A 16182-nucleotide genomic window follows, 5' to 3' on the forward strand; every position below is an offset into this window, starting at 1 on the left:
TCCGGTTGCTTCTGGTGTTCCCGGTTTAAGATAATTGGGACCTGCGTAGGCAAGGCAGAAGTGAAGATTAGGTTCAGACATAAGCGCATTTGGTTTGATAAAATCAAATTAAGGAAGTGGCAGTCATTTATTTTGCTCAATCTTTTTCCTAATCGTCTCATTTAAATCAAAGGGCCATCTGAAATTCATCCAGATGGCCCCTTTGATTCCGTCAGTTATAACTCTGACTGATAACCCTATTATACTTTAGGAATATTTTTCTGACCGACTCGACCGGATCTCCATCTGGGCTTGCAGGATAATCTTTCCTGGTGTTCACCCATTTCCATTCCCAGGCTTTTATATCGGTAGCGAACGCTATGGGATCAAAGGTTTTTTTTCCCTGGATATCTAGGCTAAGGATGGCGAAAAACTGTTGCCAACGTGGTTTGTAAAAATCCATAAGCAGGCCGCTCCATTGCCTACAAGCATATTCATGTAAAATTGCATCCTGATCTCCCCATAAGGTAATGAGGTTTTTTGCATTCTTTTCATATAGATTCTTCTCCGCTTTGGTAGTGCCGCATCCCCGCGCATCAGCCACCCATTTACCAAGCAGGAAGTCCTGGTGGGATGCCAGAAGTTTATCAAGGTCTTCAATAAGTTGAATATACTGCTGACTGTAAATCCTGAACTTCCTTTCATCTTTTGACCGATAGGCTTCTACCCATTTCCTTTGCAGCACAAGCGCATAATTTGCGAGCACCTGTCTGCTGACATCTACCAGGTCAAACTGGTAGCCTTTACTGTCTTTAAGTTCAGCAGCCGCGGACACCAAAGCTTGCCACGCCGGTAAAATTTCTTCAGCACGATAATTCAATTTTGTTTTTGCCCATTGAGTAGTACTATCCAGGGTAGGTCTGGCCTGTAAGATCGATTCCGCACCGTCGCGTATATATTTATCTTTAGGTACCTGGTAAACAGTCCGCCGCAGTACCTCCCAGGCGCTTAATGCCTTGCTATTGGTTTTGCCATATCGATTGCGAACATACTTGGGAAGCCACTGATCCAGATTTATGGGATCGCTTTGCCAGGTGTTCGCTGTAAAGAGTTCATAAATGACAGGGTTTTGTTCAATCCCTTCCATAGTCAGACCGATGCCGGTCATCTTGCCGGAATGCTCGCTTTTCAAAGCCTCTGCGGGTCCGCTGGCCGCATTGTCCATCCGTCCGAACAAATTGGTATTACCCCCAAAGTTGTTGACCATTGACCATATCCAGGGTTTCCCATAGAAGGCTTGTGTTCGCTTCCAGATGGGTTCAACCTCAGCCGCCAGATCTAAAATAATCATCCTGTCGTCGGGAACAGCCTTAAGTAGCGCTTCTGTCTGGGGCTTCCCCCAAAATTTCCGGTCTGCATAAAATAACCAACCCTGCATCACCCAAACAGCGTTGCTGTCGGCCTGGTACATCGCATCATATACCCTGGCACTCAGTTTGCCAAGATAATCAGGTTCCTTCGAAGGCGGCTCGTTCTCATTAAATGTATCAGCAGAGTAATAATGGTCCGTGCCAAGTAATTCGGTCTGCTTAGCCAAAAACATTTTACCTATCCGGCTGAAAAGAGGGTCTTCTGAATCCAGAATGTAGTTGTCAGCAAATCCGTTGTTCCAGTTGGTCGTCCTGAGTTTCGAATTCGGGAATCTCTTTTTGAAAGCGGGCGGCACGTGTCCGGTGAATGCCGGCAGCACAGGAGTCATGCCCAGGGAACGCTGACGGGCAAGAATCTTTTGTTGCAGAATCATATGGCTCTTCATCCATTCTATAGGAAGGGGACCTCCCCATGCATCCATATTTCCCATCCAGAACCACGCAAAATAGGCAGGTCCCGTGAAAAACTCTTTTAAATCCTCATCACTGAAACCAAGTTCTTTGTAGACCAGATACCAGGTGTATTCCTGTCCGGTGATGGCAAGAGGCATATTGATGCCGTGCAAAGCCATCCAGTCGATCTCCTTTTCCCACCGGGCCCAATCCCACCAGCTCATTGAATAATTGAAAGTGCAGTAATTCAGGTAATAACGAAACTTATATGGTGTTTCTTTGGTTATTTTTTGTTTTAAAACCGGTAGCTCAGCGGGAAGGTTTAAATTGCTGCCATTCCAGGTTACCTGGCAATGTGCGTACTCGGTTAGGTAGTGATATAGTGCAGCAGCGATAGAACCTCCATTATTACCCCGCAATATGATTTTGCCACCCAGACTCTCAAGCTCGAATCGGTCGGGCCGGTTTGATTCATTTAACAGCTCAACCTTGAAAAACGTAAAGTGTTTAGGAAGTACTCTCTTTATCAATGCCGCTGAGGATTCACCTGGTGTCTGGGCTTTGGATGCAAATAGACCGAGAGATAAGGTAAATATAAGCAGTGCCGTTTTAAATTTCATTTTCTAGACTTCTAATAAATATTGACGGAGCCAAATATAGAGTACAGACTTGTCGCTTAATTGCTCAAAAGTTTGACTAATCGTCTCATTTTTTTCAATGGTAGATGGCCGACCCGTTCGGATAGTTATTCCCAGGCACTTTCTTCAATCCCGGTACATTATTTAAGTGTATTTTATACTGCTTAAGCATTCAATTAAATGAAATTCCAATTATATTTGAATTAACCAATTATGTTCCGAGCCCGATTACTCCCTTTGATAACCTTGTGGTTTTATTTTGCCCCATTTTTAGCCAAGGGACAACCCTACTATTTTAAGCACTTCGAAACAGATGATGGGCTGATCAACAATTCAGTTAACGTCATCACCCAGGATAAAAACGGTTTTATCTGGATAGGTACACGGGGAGGGTTGACCCGCTTTGATGGTTACCTTTTTAAATCCATCAATAACCACAATAGCGAGCGCGGCAACCTTTGGAACAATTTTATTACTTCCATTGCACAGGACAGTAAAGGGCTGATCTGGATTGGTACTGGTCGGGGTATATTTTCGTACAATCCTCTTAATGAAATCCTTACGCCGCTGTCAGCCGGACCGCAGGTCTATATTAACGGGTTTGTCATTGATGACCGGGACAACCTCTGGCTGCTGGGCCAGAACCGCTTGTATCTGTACAGTCAGGCCAATAGTAAATTACAGGATCTCAAGATACATGTATCCAGAATTGCCCGGCATTCCGACGGGAATTTACTCCTTGGAAATTATGATGGTGTACTTTTTAGATGTGATACACGTACCAAGGTCATTACCCGGACCAGGGTTATTGACCGCAGTGTCGCACCCAACCTCCGGGCAATCACAAAAATCCATTCCATCAATAATGATGTTGCCTTTATAGGTTATAAAAAGGGGCTGATGACCTATAACCTCAAAACAGGAGAAACGAATATAGTTCCCCTAAAAAGCGAAACCGATCTGGGTGTGTTGGTGCGTGACATTTGCCATAGCAAAGGCCAGGAGTATTGGATAGCAACGGAAAATGGCCTGTACATATATGACCTGAAAAAAGCTTCTTTGCTAAGGCTTACAAAAAGACAAGGCGATCCCTATGCAATATCAGATAACTCAATTTATGCACTTTTCAAAGATAAACATGGAGATATGTGGGTAGGTACATATTTCGGCGGCCTCAATTACCATTCTAAACAAAATGCCAGGTTCGAGAAATTTTACCCCATTCCCCTGAAAAACAGCCTATCCGGAAATGCGGTGAGTGAGGTTTGGGATGATCGACAACGCTATTTGTATGTTGGAACCGAAGATGCGGGATTAAATCGCCTCGATAAAAAAACAAATGAAATTGTGAACTACATATCCAATCGCAAGCATAATGTCGGTTTTTACTCCAATATCCATAGTCTGGCCGGATTTGACAATCAACTTTTCATCGGATCGTATTTTCATGGGCTACAGATCATGGACCGCAGAAAGGGTAAAGTAACCGATGTTTTTAAGGTCATCAATGAGCCCGGTGAACCTGGAAGTGATTTTGTTTTGAGCATGTGCTCCACCCGCGGAAAAAATTTGATTGTCGGTACTACAGGTGATCATGGAGGTCTTTATCGTTACCTGCCTGAAAAGAAAATATTCAACAGATTTAAACAAATCCGCCTTGGATCTACCATCTACCATGTTCTTGAAGATCACCAGGGCCGGATTTGGGCAGGACTCAAATCCCAGACAGTTACCTGCATTGATCCCCGGACAGGACGCTACAGTAAAATTGTTTTCGGCGATCCGGCCAATGAATCCTCAGTACATTACATCCTCGAGGATAACTCACATGCCCTTTGGTTTTCCACCGTTGGAGCAGGTCTCATCAGGCTCTCGCCTGATCGTAAGACCTTTAAGAAATTTACAGTCAGAGAGGGTTTGCCCAGTGATGTACTTTTTGGTATGTTAGAGGACGACAATAACCAGCTCTGGGTGGGTTCGAGCAATGGCCTGGTGTGCATGGACTTAAAAACAGAAAAGATTAAAGTTTATACTCAGGCCAATGGCCTTGTAACCAATCAGTTCAATTTCAACTCAGCCTGTAGAAGCACACAGGGGAAACTGTTTTTCGGTACTGTTAAAGGGCTTATCGGTTTTAACCCCAGCACACTGAACCGCAAAGAGCAAGCACCCGGAACCTATTTCACAAGTTTGCAGATCAATAACTCCGAGGTAAGTCCTGCAGATCCAAACAGCCCCCTGATCCGATCGATCACGCATACGGATACCCTGATATTGGGACCCGACCAACGGAATTTCAGCATTGAATTTGCAGCCTTAAATTTTAGCTCAGCGAAGGCAACCCGCTACCAATACCGCATGCAGGGGCTGGACCGGTCCTGGACCTACTCCAATACCAGCCGGAAAGCTTACTTCACAGACCTATCTCCCGGACGCTATACCTTTACCGTTAAAGCCTCCAGCAATGTAGGCACCTGGGTGAGCAGGGAAAGAAGCCTTTATATCGAAGTTTTGCCGCCTGTCTGGAGAACCACAGCCGCTTATTTCCTTTACCTTTTACTTTTTGTTCTGATCATCGGCCTACTATTTCGACAATATCATGTTTTTCAAAAGAAGAAAAGTCTGGCTGAACTGAAACTTTTCGAACATCAGAAACAAAAGGAAATATATCAGGCCAAAATAGAGTTCTTTACCCACATTGCCCATGAGATTCAAACTCCGCTCACGCTAATCAGCGTACCGGTCACACGGGTTTTAAAACAGGCAGATGATTACCCTGCTCTCAGGAAAAGCCTTCTGATGATTGGCAAATACACTTCCCGCCTAGTCGAGTTAACCGGTCAGCTATTAGATTTTCGGCAGACTGAAAAGGAAGAGTTTGGATTGAATTTCGTTAACGTAGATATTAACCAACTGTTGATGGACCTTGTTGATTCTTACCGGGAGCTGGCCATAGAGGGTAACATACACCTCAGGCTTGAGCTTCCCGAGCAAGCCATCATCGCATTTGTTGACCGCGAAGCGTTTATTAAAATCTGTAGCAATCTGCTAAGTAATGCCGTTAAATATGCCCGTTCTGATGTTAGACTCAGCCTATACTTATCCTCGCCCGGCGAGTTTTCGATTCAGATCGGAAACGATGGAAAGGCGATTCCAGAGGAGTATCAGGAGAAAATATTTCAGCCTTTTTTTAGGCTTAAGAACATAGAAAAACCCGGAACTGGAATTGGTCTTTCTCTGGCAAGATCATTGACAGAATTACATCATGGAACGCTGATACTATCGTCTGGAAAAGCAGATCAGATTGTATTTGTGCTGGCTTTGCCCCTCCGTCAGCAGTATGAATTCAATTTAAGTACCTGGAAAAAAATTTAGCCGCATGAATAATAGTATCTTGGTTATTGATGACCATCCCGATTTACTTAACCTGCTCGGGGAAATTCTGAGCAATGATTATACCGTCCATCTTGCTCAGAATGCAGAAATAGCAAAATTGATGTTGGAACAGCAAGTTGTTCATCTCATTATCTCTGATGTGATGATGCCGGGAATGGATGGGTTTGAGCTCTGTAGGATGATTAAATCAAATGTTGAATATTGTCATATACCCATCTTGCTGCTCACCTCCATGAACGGTATACGTGCGCACATTCAGGGACTGGAGAATGGTGCCGACGCTTATGTGCCCAAACCGTTCTCAGAAGAGCTTTTGAAAATTCAGGTTTCCAGTCTGCTTTTAAATCGGTCAAAAATCAAGGACCATCTCGCAAGTACCCCTTTTGAGGATGCCAGGGTAATGGCACATTCTAAATCTGATGAGCTGTTTCTGAAAAAACTTGATGACTTTATTAAGAAAAACATTAAAAACCCAAACATTGACATGATTACCCTGGCCGAACATATGTTCATGAGCAGACCAACCTTCTACCGAAAGGTTAAGGCCTTATCCTCTTTAACGCCTAAGGAACTCATCGACATCACTAGATTGAAAAAAGCGGCATCCCTTATCGCCGAAAACCGCTATTCCCTGTATGAGATAAGCATGATGGTAGGTTATAGTTCTCAAAGTTTGTTTAGCCGGAATTTTCAAAAATACTTTAAGATGAGTGCTGTAGAATATATCGATACGTTACCCAAAGATATTCTGATTTAGAACATTTATCCACCCAGGCCCCACAAACTTTCCCGCCAGCTCAAGCGATAGGAGAGATCTCGCCAGAAAGAATACGGGGTGCTTCGGATTTAACGCCCCTAGCGATAGAATTCGCCGCACGCTGAAATTCAGGGTGGTTTTTTTTGCTATCACCCTTGGAATTTCGTTTGCCGAAAGAACATTTAACTACTTCATCACTTTGGTGCTTCCAAGCTTATTATCAGTCCTGGACTGAAGCTGCGCTTATAACGCTTTACAAGGTTTCTATTAATGTTTTCAGCACATTAATCAAAGCTTATAACCCATAATGTGGATGTATGGAGTAATGTTATCAATTCCGTTTTTTTTACCATAAAGCATTTCATTTGAGACGATTAGACAAGTGAATGAGCACCGCAGCTCAGCTTCTGTGTTTAACTTTATTTATGGTCTCTAATTTAACTCCCCGTACAGAATTGCAAATAAGCTTACAATTTGGCAATTCGCTAAAATCCACTAACATACAGTAGTGCGTTGATTAGTCGAACGCAAGGGAGCTGCTTAGGGCATTTACAAATCAACACTTTAATTTGAAAGGAGGGACAATATATTTTTCTGAGATCAAAAGTCTCACACATGAAATAAAATTACCGAACGCAACAGGGCGTCAACATCTGACTTAAATAAGAGTCATCCTGCGCATTTTAACCAAATAAGTCTGAAATCAAAGAAGAAATTATGAGAAGTAAAGTTTTTTATCTTTTATCAACATCGTACTGTATCCTGTTTTTTGCCGCATGTCAAAAAATTATTCCAGAAATTTATCCAACCGAAACCCTCGGCCTGTCCGATAAACATCAGATAAGTGCGTTCATCGCGCCCCAGGCTGGAACACTGGTGGATAGTGGTATTTACAGAATACGAGGTATATCCTCTCTTCCAGCTGGCCCGGCTGTTGAAGTCGCTGGAAACACCACCGCCGAGAATGCAAAGATTCAGCAATGGCCATGGTTTCCCAACAACGGCCAAAAATGGCGTTTGATTAAAGTGGATGCAACTTATTATAAAGTGATCAATCTAACCAGCAACAAGTGTCTTTGGTCACCTTCAACAACTTCTGGAGACCAGCTCCTTCAGCGCACCGATGATGGCAGTGATGCTCAGCGTTGGTCAATAAATTATTCAAGCACCCATGATGCTTATACATTGGTTAATAAAGCAACCGGATTGACCATGGTTGTTGATCCCGAGAATTCAGGTTCGGGTACAAAAATAAAACAAATAGGTGGCGTAAGTGGAACTCAAAATATGTTCCGGTTTACCAATCTCAACTTCCAGAATCCGCTCGCCTCCGGCAGCAGGGCGGATCCTTACGTAGCACAAAAAGACGGATTTTATTATTTCCTGTTTACCCAGGGCAGTAAAATATCGATTATCAAAACACCATCAATGGCATTGCTCAATAATTATCAGGTGACCACTGTTTATACCCCACCAACAGGAACAGCTTATTCTCATGCCATCTGGGCGCCTGAACTTTTTTTCATATCGGGTAAATGGTATATCTATTTTGCTGCGGATGATGGTGCGGATGCCAATCACCGTATGTATGTTTTGGAGAATGCAAATGCTGACCCAACAGTGGGTACATGGACGTTCAAGGGAAAGATTTCTGACCCATCAGACCAGTGGGCCATTGATGGAACCGTGCTCACTGTTGGAGGCGCCAATTATTTCGTCTGGTCGGGGTGGGAGGATGTTGCAACAAAATGGAAGCAGCACCTTTACATTGCGCCTATGTCCAATCCCTGGACAATTAACGGACCCAGGGTGAAAATATCCTCGCCAACAAATACCTGGGAAAAATATGAATCTTCGGGTACAGGTTTAGGTGTCAATGAAGGACCTATAATGTTGCGCAAAGATGCGGCCAGTCCCGTATTTATCATTTATTCTGGTAGCCGGTATGGCAGTGATAATTATTGCCTCGGACAGATTCAGCTGAAATCCGGAGGAAACCCGACTGTGGCAGCAGACTGGATTAACAAAAAACAGGTTTTAAGCAGAAATGATGCCGGAGGTGTATATGGGCCAGGTCACAACGGTTTTTTCACGAGCAGTTACACAGACGGAAACGGAGTACTTCGCTCAGAAAACTGGGTGGTTTACCATGCACGCGGAACGGCAGCAAACCCTGGAGGAACCCGCACGCCAAGAATGCAAAAATTTACCTGGAACACAGACGGCTCACCAAATTTTGGCGTTGCTGCGCCAGTTAATACCAATATCGCAATACCCGTAGGCGAATAGCCCATATGCTGAATAAGGCCCAGTGAAATGATAACTGGTCAGGATTAAACCTATCGTTTCAATCCTGACCAATTGTTTTTTCTCCTTGTATGGTAAATTTTTTAAGGAGTCTTGGTCTTCAGCTGCCGCATTCACTTAAATATTAGCGCGCAAGAAATAGCGCATAAACAGGTGGTGCTTAACCCGGTTCAGTCCTGCCATTTAAGTTTTACTGGTTTATCCAGCTTTTTCTTACCGAAAGCTGCTTTGCTGTCGGATTTTCGATCGGACTGAGGTGGCCATTTACCCTATCGAAGCTGATTCCTGCAGAAAGTAGATACTCCTCCAAAGGTAGTGTTCCGCCTCCTTCGACATATTGTTTAAAAAACGTGCGCAGCTCCGGAAAGGTCATTGCCGTGATGACATCAAACAATTTATCATCCTCAAACGCAGCATCTGGACCATACTTTTTTGCCAGTTTATCCATAAGGTCCTGAGTCCCTGTTTTCCCCTTGGAAAGTTGTCTTAAATAGAGATCTAGACACATATTTACAAGTGCGCCCTTTTGATAAAAGTTCATATACTGATCCTGTCGCTCAATGGCGTTAATGCTCATTTCTGTCAGCGCAAGTGAATTGTCAAAAGCCTTCATGTTTTTCATTTTCTCTTCAATGATCTGGCAGAATTCTTTCAGACTGATCATCCCTTGTTTAACAGGCATGTGAATAGTTGCATACTCGGTCATGCCCTCATATAACCATAGGTGTCTGGAGAGTTTAGGGTTGAGAAAATCAAAATGCTGAATCTCTTCGGAGTGAATGTTCAGTGGCGTCAAAATATGAAAAAATTCATGGGAAGCCACAACCTCAAGGGCTTTGGGCAGACTTTCAAGAGAATGACTGGCATACAGGCAGAGCGTGGACTGAGCATGTTCGAGGCCGTCTCCGATTAGTCCTGAGCCCGGAAAATTTTCGTGGTATATTAAAAACGCGTACTTACTCACCGGCAGCTTTCCGCCAAGGTAGCTTCTTTGGTTTTCTAAAATGTCTTTCAATTTTGCAGCAAGTACCGGAGAATAGTTCCCGGCGTGTTTTGAGTAAAACGAAACTAACACTTCAGTTTCGCCCACATGAAGAGTGGTGGTGTCAGGAATACAGTACATTACAGGGGCATCAACCAGATGCCGGTAGCTTTCAGCCACCGCGAAGTCTGTAATATCATTTTTTTTATGATAAAGCAATGCGGAGGATGCATAGAAACCCTTATTTCTGGTAACTTCCACATTAAAACCAGGCCGGCTCAACTCTTTAAAGTGGCCAACAAGCGAATTGTAGTTGATCACGAAAACACTATCCCTCACGAAGTGGCTCCCTGCCGACTTCGCTCCACCTTGGCGCTCGGTCATGGATTTCCAGCCTGGAGCCACCTTATAGGTAATTTTGGCAACATTTTTCAAGTCTTCTATTCTCCAGGAATTCACATCTATTCTATGTACAGGCTTCATAAATCCCTTTGCATCAAAGGCCTGGAACGATGAAATGTATCGTCCAAAATCCATTGCCCCATAATAGCCCGGGATAAGTTTTGGAAGGATGAACACGCCTTTATCCAAGTTGTTTTTTGGGGGAGCAATACTGATATCAATCTGTTCATTCTTCATATGCAGCAGGTCAATCTTAACATGATAAACACCTTGCTGTGCATAAACCTGGCTATCACAAAATACAAATGCCAAAGGCAGAAGTATTTTTATAAACGACTTTGATTCTGTTATTGCAGAAATGAGATGATCAAAGAAAAACCGCTGCCTTTTAACATTCAATGCAGACAATTTCAATGACAACATTTTAATTCTGAAGAGCAGATTGTAGATTAAATCATAATAAGCGCATTGACCGTCAGTCTTCATTGACCTTATTCCAGATATCCTGATACATTGACTCATGCCTGCGAAATTGAAGGTGGACATAAGGACACATCGGAATGACCATCAAGTTGTTTATTCTTACATAATCAACCATTGCCTCCAAAAGCATTTTGGCATATCCAAGGCCTTCCTTCTCTGGTTCAACCTCTGTATGATATACTGTTAAGTCTGATTCATTTATTGCAAAAATCATCTCTCCAGCTTTTCCGTCTTCATCGAAAAGTTCAAATGAACTCGCCTCATTTTCTCCAATATTTAATTTTACTATTGCCATTTTTTTACGTTTTTTTTTACGGTTTTATCGTCAACAATCCATGGTGGTCAGTTAATGATATTGTATCTTTATCTGAATTTATCACTCAAGGAGGTTTAAGCTATCTTTATCACGCCTGCTAATTTTTTCTCCCCAGGTACAAAGGATCCAAAAATGGAAGGTATTGCGGGTTTTTATTTAAAAATCTGCCGACAAAAGGGCAATATACCATAACCAGTTTCCGGCTGGTTCTGGCATAATCAAATGCATAAATCGCCAGCGCAGTTGCCAAACCCTTCCCTGTTAATGTGGGCGGTACAACCGTGTGCATGAATGCGATGTTTTTTTTATAAAACCGGTATGTGAGATAGGCAATTTCCCCTTCCAGTTCTATTTCAAATTGTTGATTGAATTCATTGTTGATAATGGTATATTTATTATCCTGCATGGCAAATAGTCGGTTACAACGCCGGTTGAGACTAGTGCTTGTCTTCGCCAAAACCGAGGTCCTGTTTAACAGATACTGTTTAAATTTAATTTTTCTGATTGGACTATCCTGGTCTCGGGCGCTCTGTTGTCCAAATAAACACAGAAAAATTCGGATTAAGCCAGATGAGCGCGTAGCATCCAAGCCATCGTCTCATGTGTCTCTATCAGACGGGTCAGGTAATCACTTGTGCCCGCGTCCTTATGGATTCCGCCAAAATTACCGATATTTCCCCGCAGATTAATGATTATGCTTTCATGGTCAGCAAGAAGCGCCCCCAAATGAGACATTGAATCATTTTTGCCCCTGAAATCTTCGCTCAAATGAGTGAGCTCCAGAAATTGCTTAAGCGTTGCCGGAGCATAATGGCCAATTTTGCGGATACGCTCTGCTGTTTGATCGGTTATAATTTCCAGTTGACCATATTGGTGCTCAAAGAATTTATGGCTACTGTAAAAATCAGTACCCTCAACATTCCAGTGTGCTCTTTTTGTTTTAGTGAGTAAAACATACTCATCGGCCAGTATTTTGCTTAATAATTGCGCAACCTCTGCCAGGTTGTTCTCAGTAATACCAATAGTTGCTTTCATTTTTTTTGTATTTTATCATTTTTTTTTGACGAACTTGATTGCCTATTCAAAGTGCAAATGTCATTTCAATTCCTTCCATATTATTCAATTCTCCCCGGCTTAGCGGGATTTGTCTAAAGCCCATTGATAATCGGAAGTATGTTTTGTGCAAATTAAGGGGGTGGGAAACTTTAAAAAGATGATATTTGTCGGATAAATGTATAGTCATTTGACTACAGTAAACTTAATCGTCTTCTGAACCACTGTTTTCCGTTGGTGTTTCTTCAGGGCAGCAGTAAACTTCACCCTTAAATTCCGGACGCTGGGAAAGGTAATCCGTTAACTCCCTGTTTCGAACTGATCTATAACAGAATGTTCAGTTCAGCGTTTTCAGAAGGGTGTTGCTAGTCACCCAGGAATTTCCATGTCCCCATCGATAACTTGAGTGACTTATTCGTTAGCGATAATCTTCCAACTGTCCCAATATAGCGTTGAGTAGGGTAAAAGCGATTTTTGTGTATATATAAAATCGACAAATGTCTACGTTCGATATCGTGTTTTATCATCTGTTTTTTTTGTTGATTCCCATAGTTTTGTATGGAGTATTTACATTAAGATCAATAACATTTAATGGCAAAAATTAACTTGATTCAAATGATAAGAAACTTTTTAGATAAAATCCATTCAAAAAATAGCAAAGTTAAAAATGACTGATCCAAGATTTCCGGTTTTAACCCAGACACAAATTAATACACTCAAAGAATTTGGTACCATCATCACTTATCAGAAGGAAACACAACTGTTCAAAGTCGGAGATAGTGACTATGATTTCTATGTTGTGCTGCAAGGCGAAATATGTGTGAAAGATTCAATGAATAAAGAAATTATGGGTACGCATCAAATCAATGAATTTACCGGTGACAATAGCATGTTATCCAACCGGAGCATTCCCTTCGATGCTGTGGCGGCGAAGAATACAACCGTACTTAAAATAGAACCCAAAGTCTTAAAGGATGTGATTTCAAAGCATAGTGGGATAAGTGATGTCCTGCTGAGTGCTTTTCTCCATCGGCAGGAAGTGATGCTGAAGGAATTTTCAGGAGGCATAAAAGTTATCGGCTCAGAACGGTCCAAGGAAACCTATGATCTGCGCGACTTTATGGAGAAAAACCATATCTGGCACTCATTCTTAAATACCGATACTTCCCTGAAGGCAAAAGAATTGTTGCAAAGCTTCAACCTTGCAGAAGAAGATTTACCGATTCTTCTGAATATGTCTGGTGAAATATATAAAAAACCTACAATTACTGAACTGGCCAAACTCACTGGCGTGCTTGTCGGATTTGAGGACGAACTGTATGATGTCCTAGTAGTCGGCGCCGGACCTGCAGGCCTTGCCGCCAGTGTTTATGCTGCCTCGGAAGGGCTGACCGTAGTCACAATAGATGGGAATGCTCCAGGTGGACAGGCCGGGAAAAGCTCAAAAATCGAAAACTACCTGGGATTCCCCACAGGAATATCCGGTAACGATCTTGCCAATAAAGCGTATATGCAAGCACAGAAGTTTGGCTGTAATATCTCCATTCCGCGGAAGGCAGTGAAATTGGAATATAATGGTGAATTTTTTACCCTCTGTGCTTCAAATGATAAAAACATTCGGGCTAAGTCCGTGATCGCGGCAACCGGCGCAGAATATAGACGTTTGCCGCTGGAAAATACGGAAAAATTTGAAGGCAACGGAGTGTTCTATTCCGCTACCGGAATGAATGCATCCAGTTGTAAAAATGAACTGGTAGGAGTGGTAGGGGGAGGTAATTCGGCGGGGCAGGCTGCCTTATTTCTGGCCGATCATGCCCATCAGGTTCATGTAATCATTCGTGGAAATGACCTGGGAGACAAAATGAGTGACTATTTGGTACAGAGGATTTACACTACTGCTAATATCACAGTGCACAAGAACAGCAATATAATCAAACTCAATGGGAGCCATTATTTACAATCTGTAGTATTGGAAACCGAAGGACAGCTCCAAACAATAGGAATATCAAATTTATTTACATTTATAGGGGCCAAGCCATGTACCGAATGGCTGAACGGGATTGTATCGATGGATGAGAAAGGATTTATTTTTACGGGAAGTGATGTTGAAGAGTCTTCATTGTCAGATAGCGCGATCTTCAAACAACGGAAACCGCAAACACTTGAATCGAGTATACCTGGTTTTTTTGCTGTGGGGGATGTGAGAAAAGGCTCTGTGAAAAGGGTTGCCTCTGCAGTGGGTGAAGGGTCAATGGCCATCAGTCAAATACATCAACATCTGGCCGAAATGAAACTATTCAACTAAAAGAGTGCCTGGATAATTTGGTTGCTTTTATAGTTGTCCCTTAAGTGATCTGTTCCGATTTATCTCGATTCTTCTTTCTTTTTGGAAAAGTGGAAAAGGGATAAATCTTTTCGGATATATTGATTTCAATAGCAAATATCAGCCCTTCGATCGTTGGCGCTTTTTTAATATCGCTCCGATTAAAGCAGGAACCAGGCCAATCGAAACAGCGTATATCGGAAGATACACAAATAATAAACCACTGGTCGAGGATCCCGTAGCGATATGAAAAAGATCTAAACGCCAGGCAAGCTGCATGGTCAGGGGGTATAGCAAGAAACCCAGAATGGTCAGCCAGTAACAAAATTGCAGGTATCTTCCTTTGGAGGCAAGAAAAACCTTTTTGTGAAAGATCAGAAAAATAGCTATTGGTAGCAACTGATACACTGCAAAGAGATTTATGCCCAAGATCACGAACACCATAACGGAACAGACTAAACATAACAGGTAAGGGATAGTGATTTTCATTTCCTTGTTTTTTTTAAAGAATATTGGCATTTTTGCTGAGTGTTAACCATTATTCCTGATAGAGACTGCTTATTGCCCTTTCTCAAATCATATCTAGCACACATCAGTGTTTTTATAATTAAGTAAATCCAGAAAGTCAGCGAGATGATGGATATCCATTTTCACAGTATCTGTAAATATCCGCTGTTCCAGCAGGATCAGCCCCGGTCATATTCAGGAAGATACCATCATAACTCTGACTACAAATTAATACAATAAAACTTTACTGCTCAGCTTCCTTGAATTCTTCCGGATGCTTATGCTGAAAGGGAGTCCAGGAAGCTTAATATATCAGCACCTATTTCTTTTACATGTGTTTCCAATGCGAAGTGACCCGTATCATAAAACTTTACGGTTGCACCCGGAATGTCATTCCTGTATGCCTCCGCCCCCGATGGCAAAAAGAATGGATCCTTATTTCCCCACACGGCCAGTAATCTGGGCTGTTGAGTTCTGAAATATTTCTGAAATTCTGGGTAGAGTGTCACATTGCTTTTATAATCTTTGACCAGATCCAATTGAATATCCATGTTGCCAGGTCTATCTAAAAAAAATTGATCCAAAACGTAAGTCTCGGGCGCAATCAGAGTATCATCCGAAACACCTTGGTGATATTGAAACCATGTTGCTTCCTTCGACACAAAATCTTTCAGCGAATCCCTGTTTTCTTGTGATGGGCTTTCCCAATATTTCCTGATAGGATTCCATTCCTCACTTAAGCCTTCTTCATATGCATTTCCATTCTGGGATATGATGCCTGTAATTTTTTCGGGATTTGAGATCGCCAATCTATAGCCCGTTGGTGCACCATAATCAAATACGTACATTGCAAATCGATCAATTTTTAGTTTATCAATGAAACCCTGCATTGTGCTTGCAAGATTGTCAAAGGTATAACTGAAATGCAGATGATCCGGTGCACTTGTGAAGCCGAAGCCGGGCAGGTCCGGTGCTATAATGTGATATTTCACGGATAAAATTGGAATCAGGGTCCTAAACATATGCGAGGATGTAGGATAACCATGTAAAAGTAAAAGTATTGGTGCATCAATTGGGCCAGCTTCCCGGTAAAATAACCTGAGATTATCCACCTCGATATAACGGTGGTGAATGGTAGTGTTTTCCATTTGTTGAATTAAATTATGAGTGTTATTGCCGATGCCGGCTGCAATTTGGGTATCAACCAAGTTCATTG

At 42.3% G+C, this 16182-nt stretch carries 11 protein-coding genes; 4 read left to right on the forward strand and 7 right to left on the reverse strand.

Annotated elements, in window-relative coordinates; genetic code table 11:
• Positions 1 to 211: 211 nt before the first annotated feature.
• Positions 212 to 2422: an alpha-N-acetylglucosaminidase gene (locus AC3ITD_RS04270; protein ID WP_489364273.1), complete on the reverse strand. Its 2211-nt coding sequence runs from the start codon at positions 2420 to 2422 to the stop codon at positions 212 to 214.
• Positions 2423 to 2653: 231 nt separating this feature from the next.
• Between AC3ITD_RS04270 and AC3ITD_RS04275 the strand changes: the two genes are divergently transcribed.
• The 3 genes from AC3ITD_RS04275 to AC3ITD_RS04285 all read left to right on the forward strand — a co-directional run bounded on the left by AC3ITD_RS04275 (position 2654) and on the right by AC3ITD_RS04285 (position 8882).
• The gene (locus AC3ITD_RS04275; RefSeq protein ID WP_489364275.1) at positions 2654 to 5815 is read left to right on the forward strand and encodes a ligand-binding sensor domain-containing protein; all 3162 of its coding nucleotides are present in this window, start codon (positions 2654 to 2656) and stop codon (positions 5813 to 5815) included.
• Positions 5816 to 5819: 4 nt separating this feature from the next.
• Positions 5820 to 6593 carry a response regulator transcription factor gene (locus AC3ITD_RS04280; protein ID WP_489364277.1) on the forward strand — a complete coding sequence of 258 codons (774 nt, stop codon included), beginning with the start codon at positions 5820 to 5822 and terminating at the stop codon, positions 6591 to 6593.
• Between the two features lie 717 nt (positions 6594 to 7310).
• Positions 7311 to 8882: a family 43 glycosylhydrolase gene (locus AC3ITD_RS04285; protein WP_489364280.1), complete on the forward strand. Its 1572-nt coding sequence runs from the start codon at positions 7311 to 7313 to the stop codon at positions 8880 to 8882.
• 208 nt (positions 8883 to 9090) lie between these two features.
• Here the strand turns inward: AC3ITD_RS04285 and AC3ITD_RS04290 are convergent, their stop codons facing one another.
• From AC3ITD_RS04290 to AC3ITD_RS04305, 4 genes are all read right to left on the reverse strand, one after another.
• Entirely contained in the window at positions 9091 to 10596 is a 1506-nt protein-coding gene (locus tag AC3ITD_RS04290; RefSeq protein ID WP_489364282.1) for a M61 family metallopeptidase, read from the reverse strand.
• Between the two features lie 163 nt (positions 10597 to 10759).
• Positions 10760 to 11062 (reverse strand): GNAT family N-acetyltransferase, encoded by a 303-nt coding sequence (locus tag AC3ITD_RS04295; protein WP_489364284.1) that lies wholly within the window; start codon positions 11060 to 11062, stop codon positions 10760 to 10762.
• 118 nt (positions 11063 to 11180) lie between these two features.
• Complete coding sequence (locus AC3ITD_RS04300; RefSeq protein ID WP_489364287.1) at positions 11181 to 11489, reverse strand: GNAT family N-acetyltransferase; 309 nt, start codon at positions 11487 to 11489, stop codon at positions 11181 to 11183.
• Between the two features lie 155 nt (positions 11490 to 11644).
• The gene (locus tag AC3ITD_RS04305; protein ID WP_489364289.1) at positions 11645 to 12118 is read right to left on the reverse strand and encodes a Dps family protein; all 474 of its coding nucleotides are present in this window, start codon (positions 12116 to 12118) and stop codon (positions 11645 to 11647) included.
• Between the two features lie 685 nt (positions 12119 to 12803).
• On the opposite strand from AC3ITD_RS04305, the gene AC3ITD_RS04310 reads away from it, so the two are divergent.
• Positions 12804 to 14441, forward strand: coding sequence for an FAD-dependent oxidoreductase (locus tag AC3ITD_RS04310; RefSeq protein WP_489364291.1), 1638 nt, complete (start codon positions 12804 to 12806; stop codon positions 14439 to 14441).
• Between the two features lie 40 nt (positions 14442 to 14481).
• Here the strand turns inward: AC3ITD_RS04310 and AC3ITD_RS04315 are convergent, their stop codons facing one another.
• On the reverse strand, positions 14482 to 14922 hold the full coding sequence (locus AC3ITD_RS04315; RefSeq protein WP_489364293.1) for a hypothetical protein: 441 nt from the start codon (positions 14920 to 14922) through the stop codon (positions 14482 to 14484).
• 322 nt (positions 14923 to 15244) lie between these two features.
• The gene (locus tag AC3ITD_RS04320; RefSeq protein ID WP_489364295.1) at positions 15245 to 16180 is read right to left on the reverse strand and encodes an alpha/beta fold hydrolase; all 936 of its coding nucleotides are present in this window, start codon (positions 16178 to 16180) and stop codon (positions 15245 to 15247) included.
• Positions 16181 to 16182 lie beyond the last annotated feature (2 nt).

This window comes from Pedobacter sp. KH_004, from assembly GCF_057840755.1.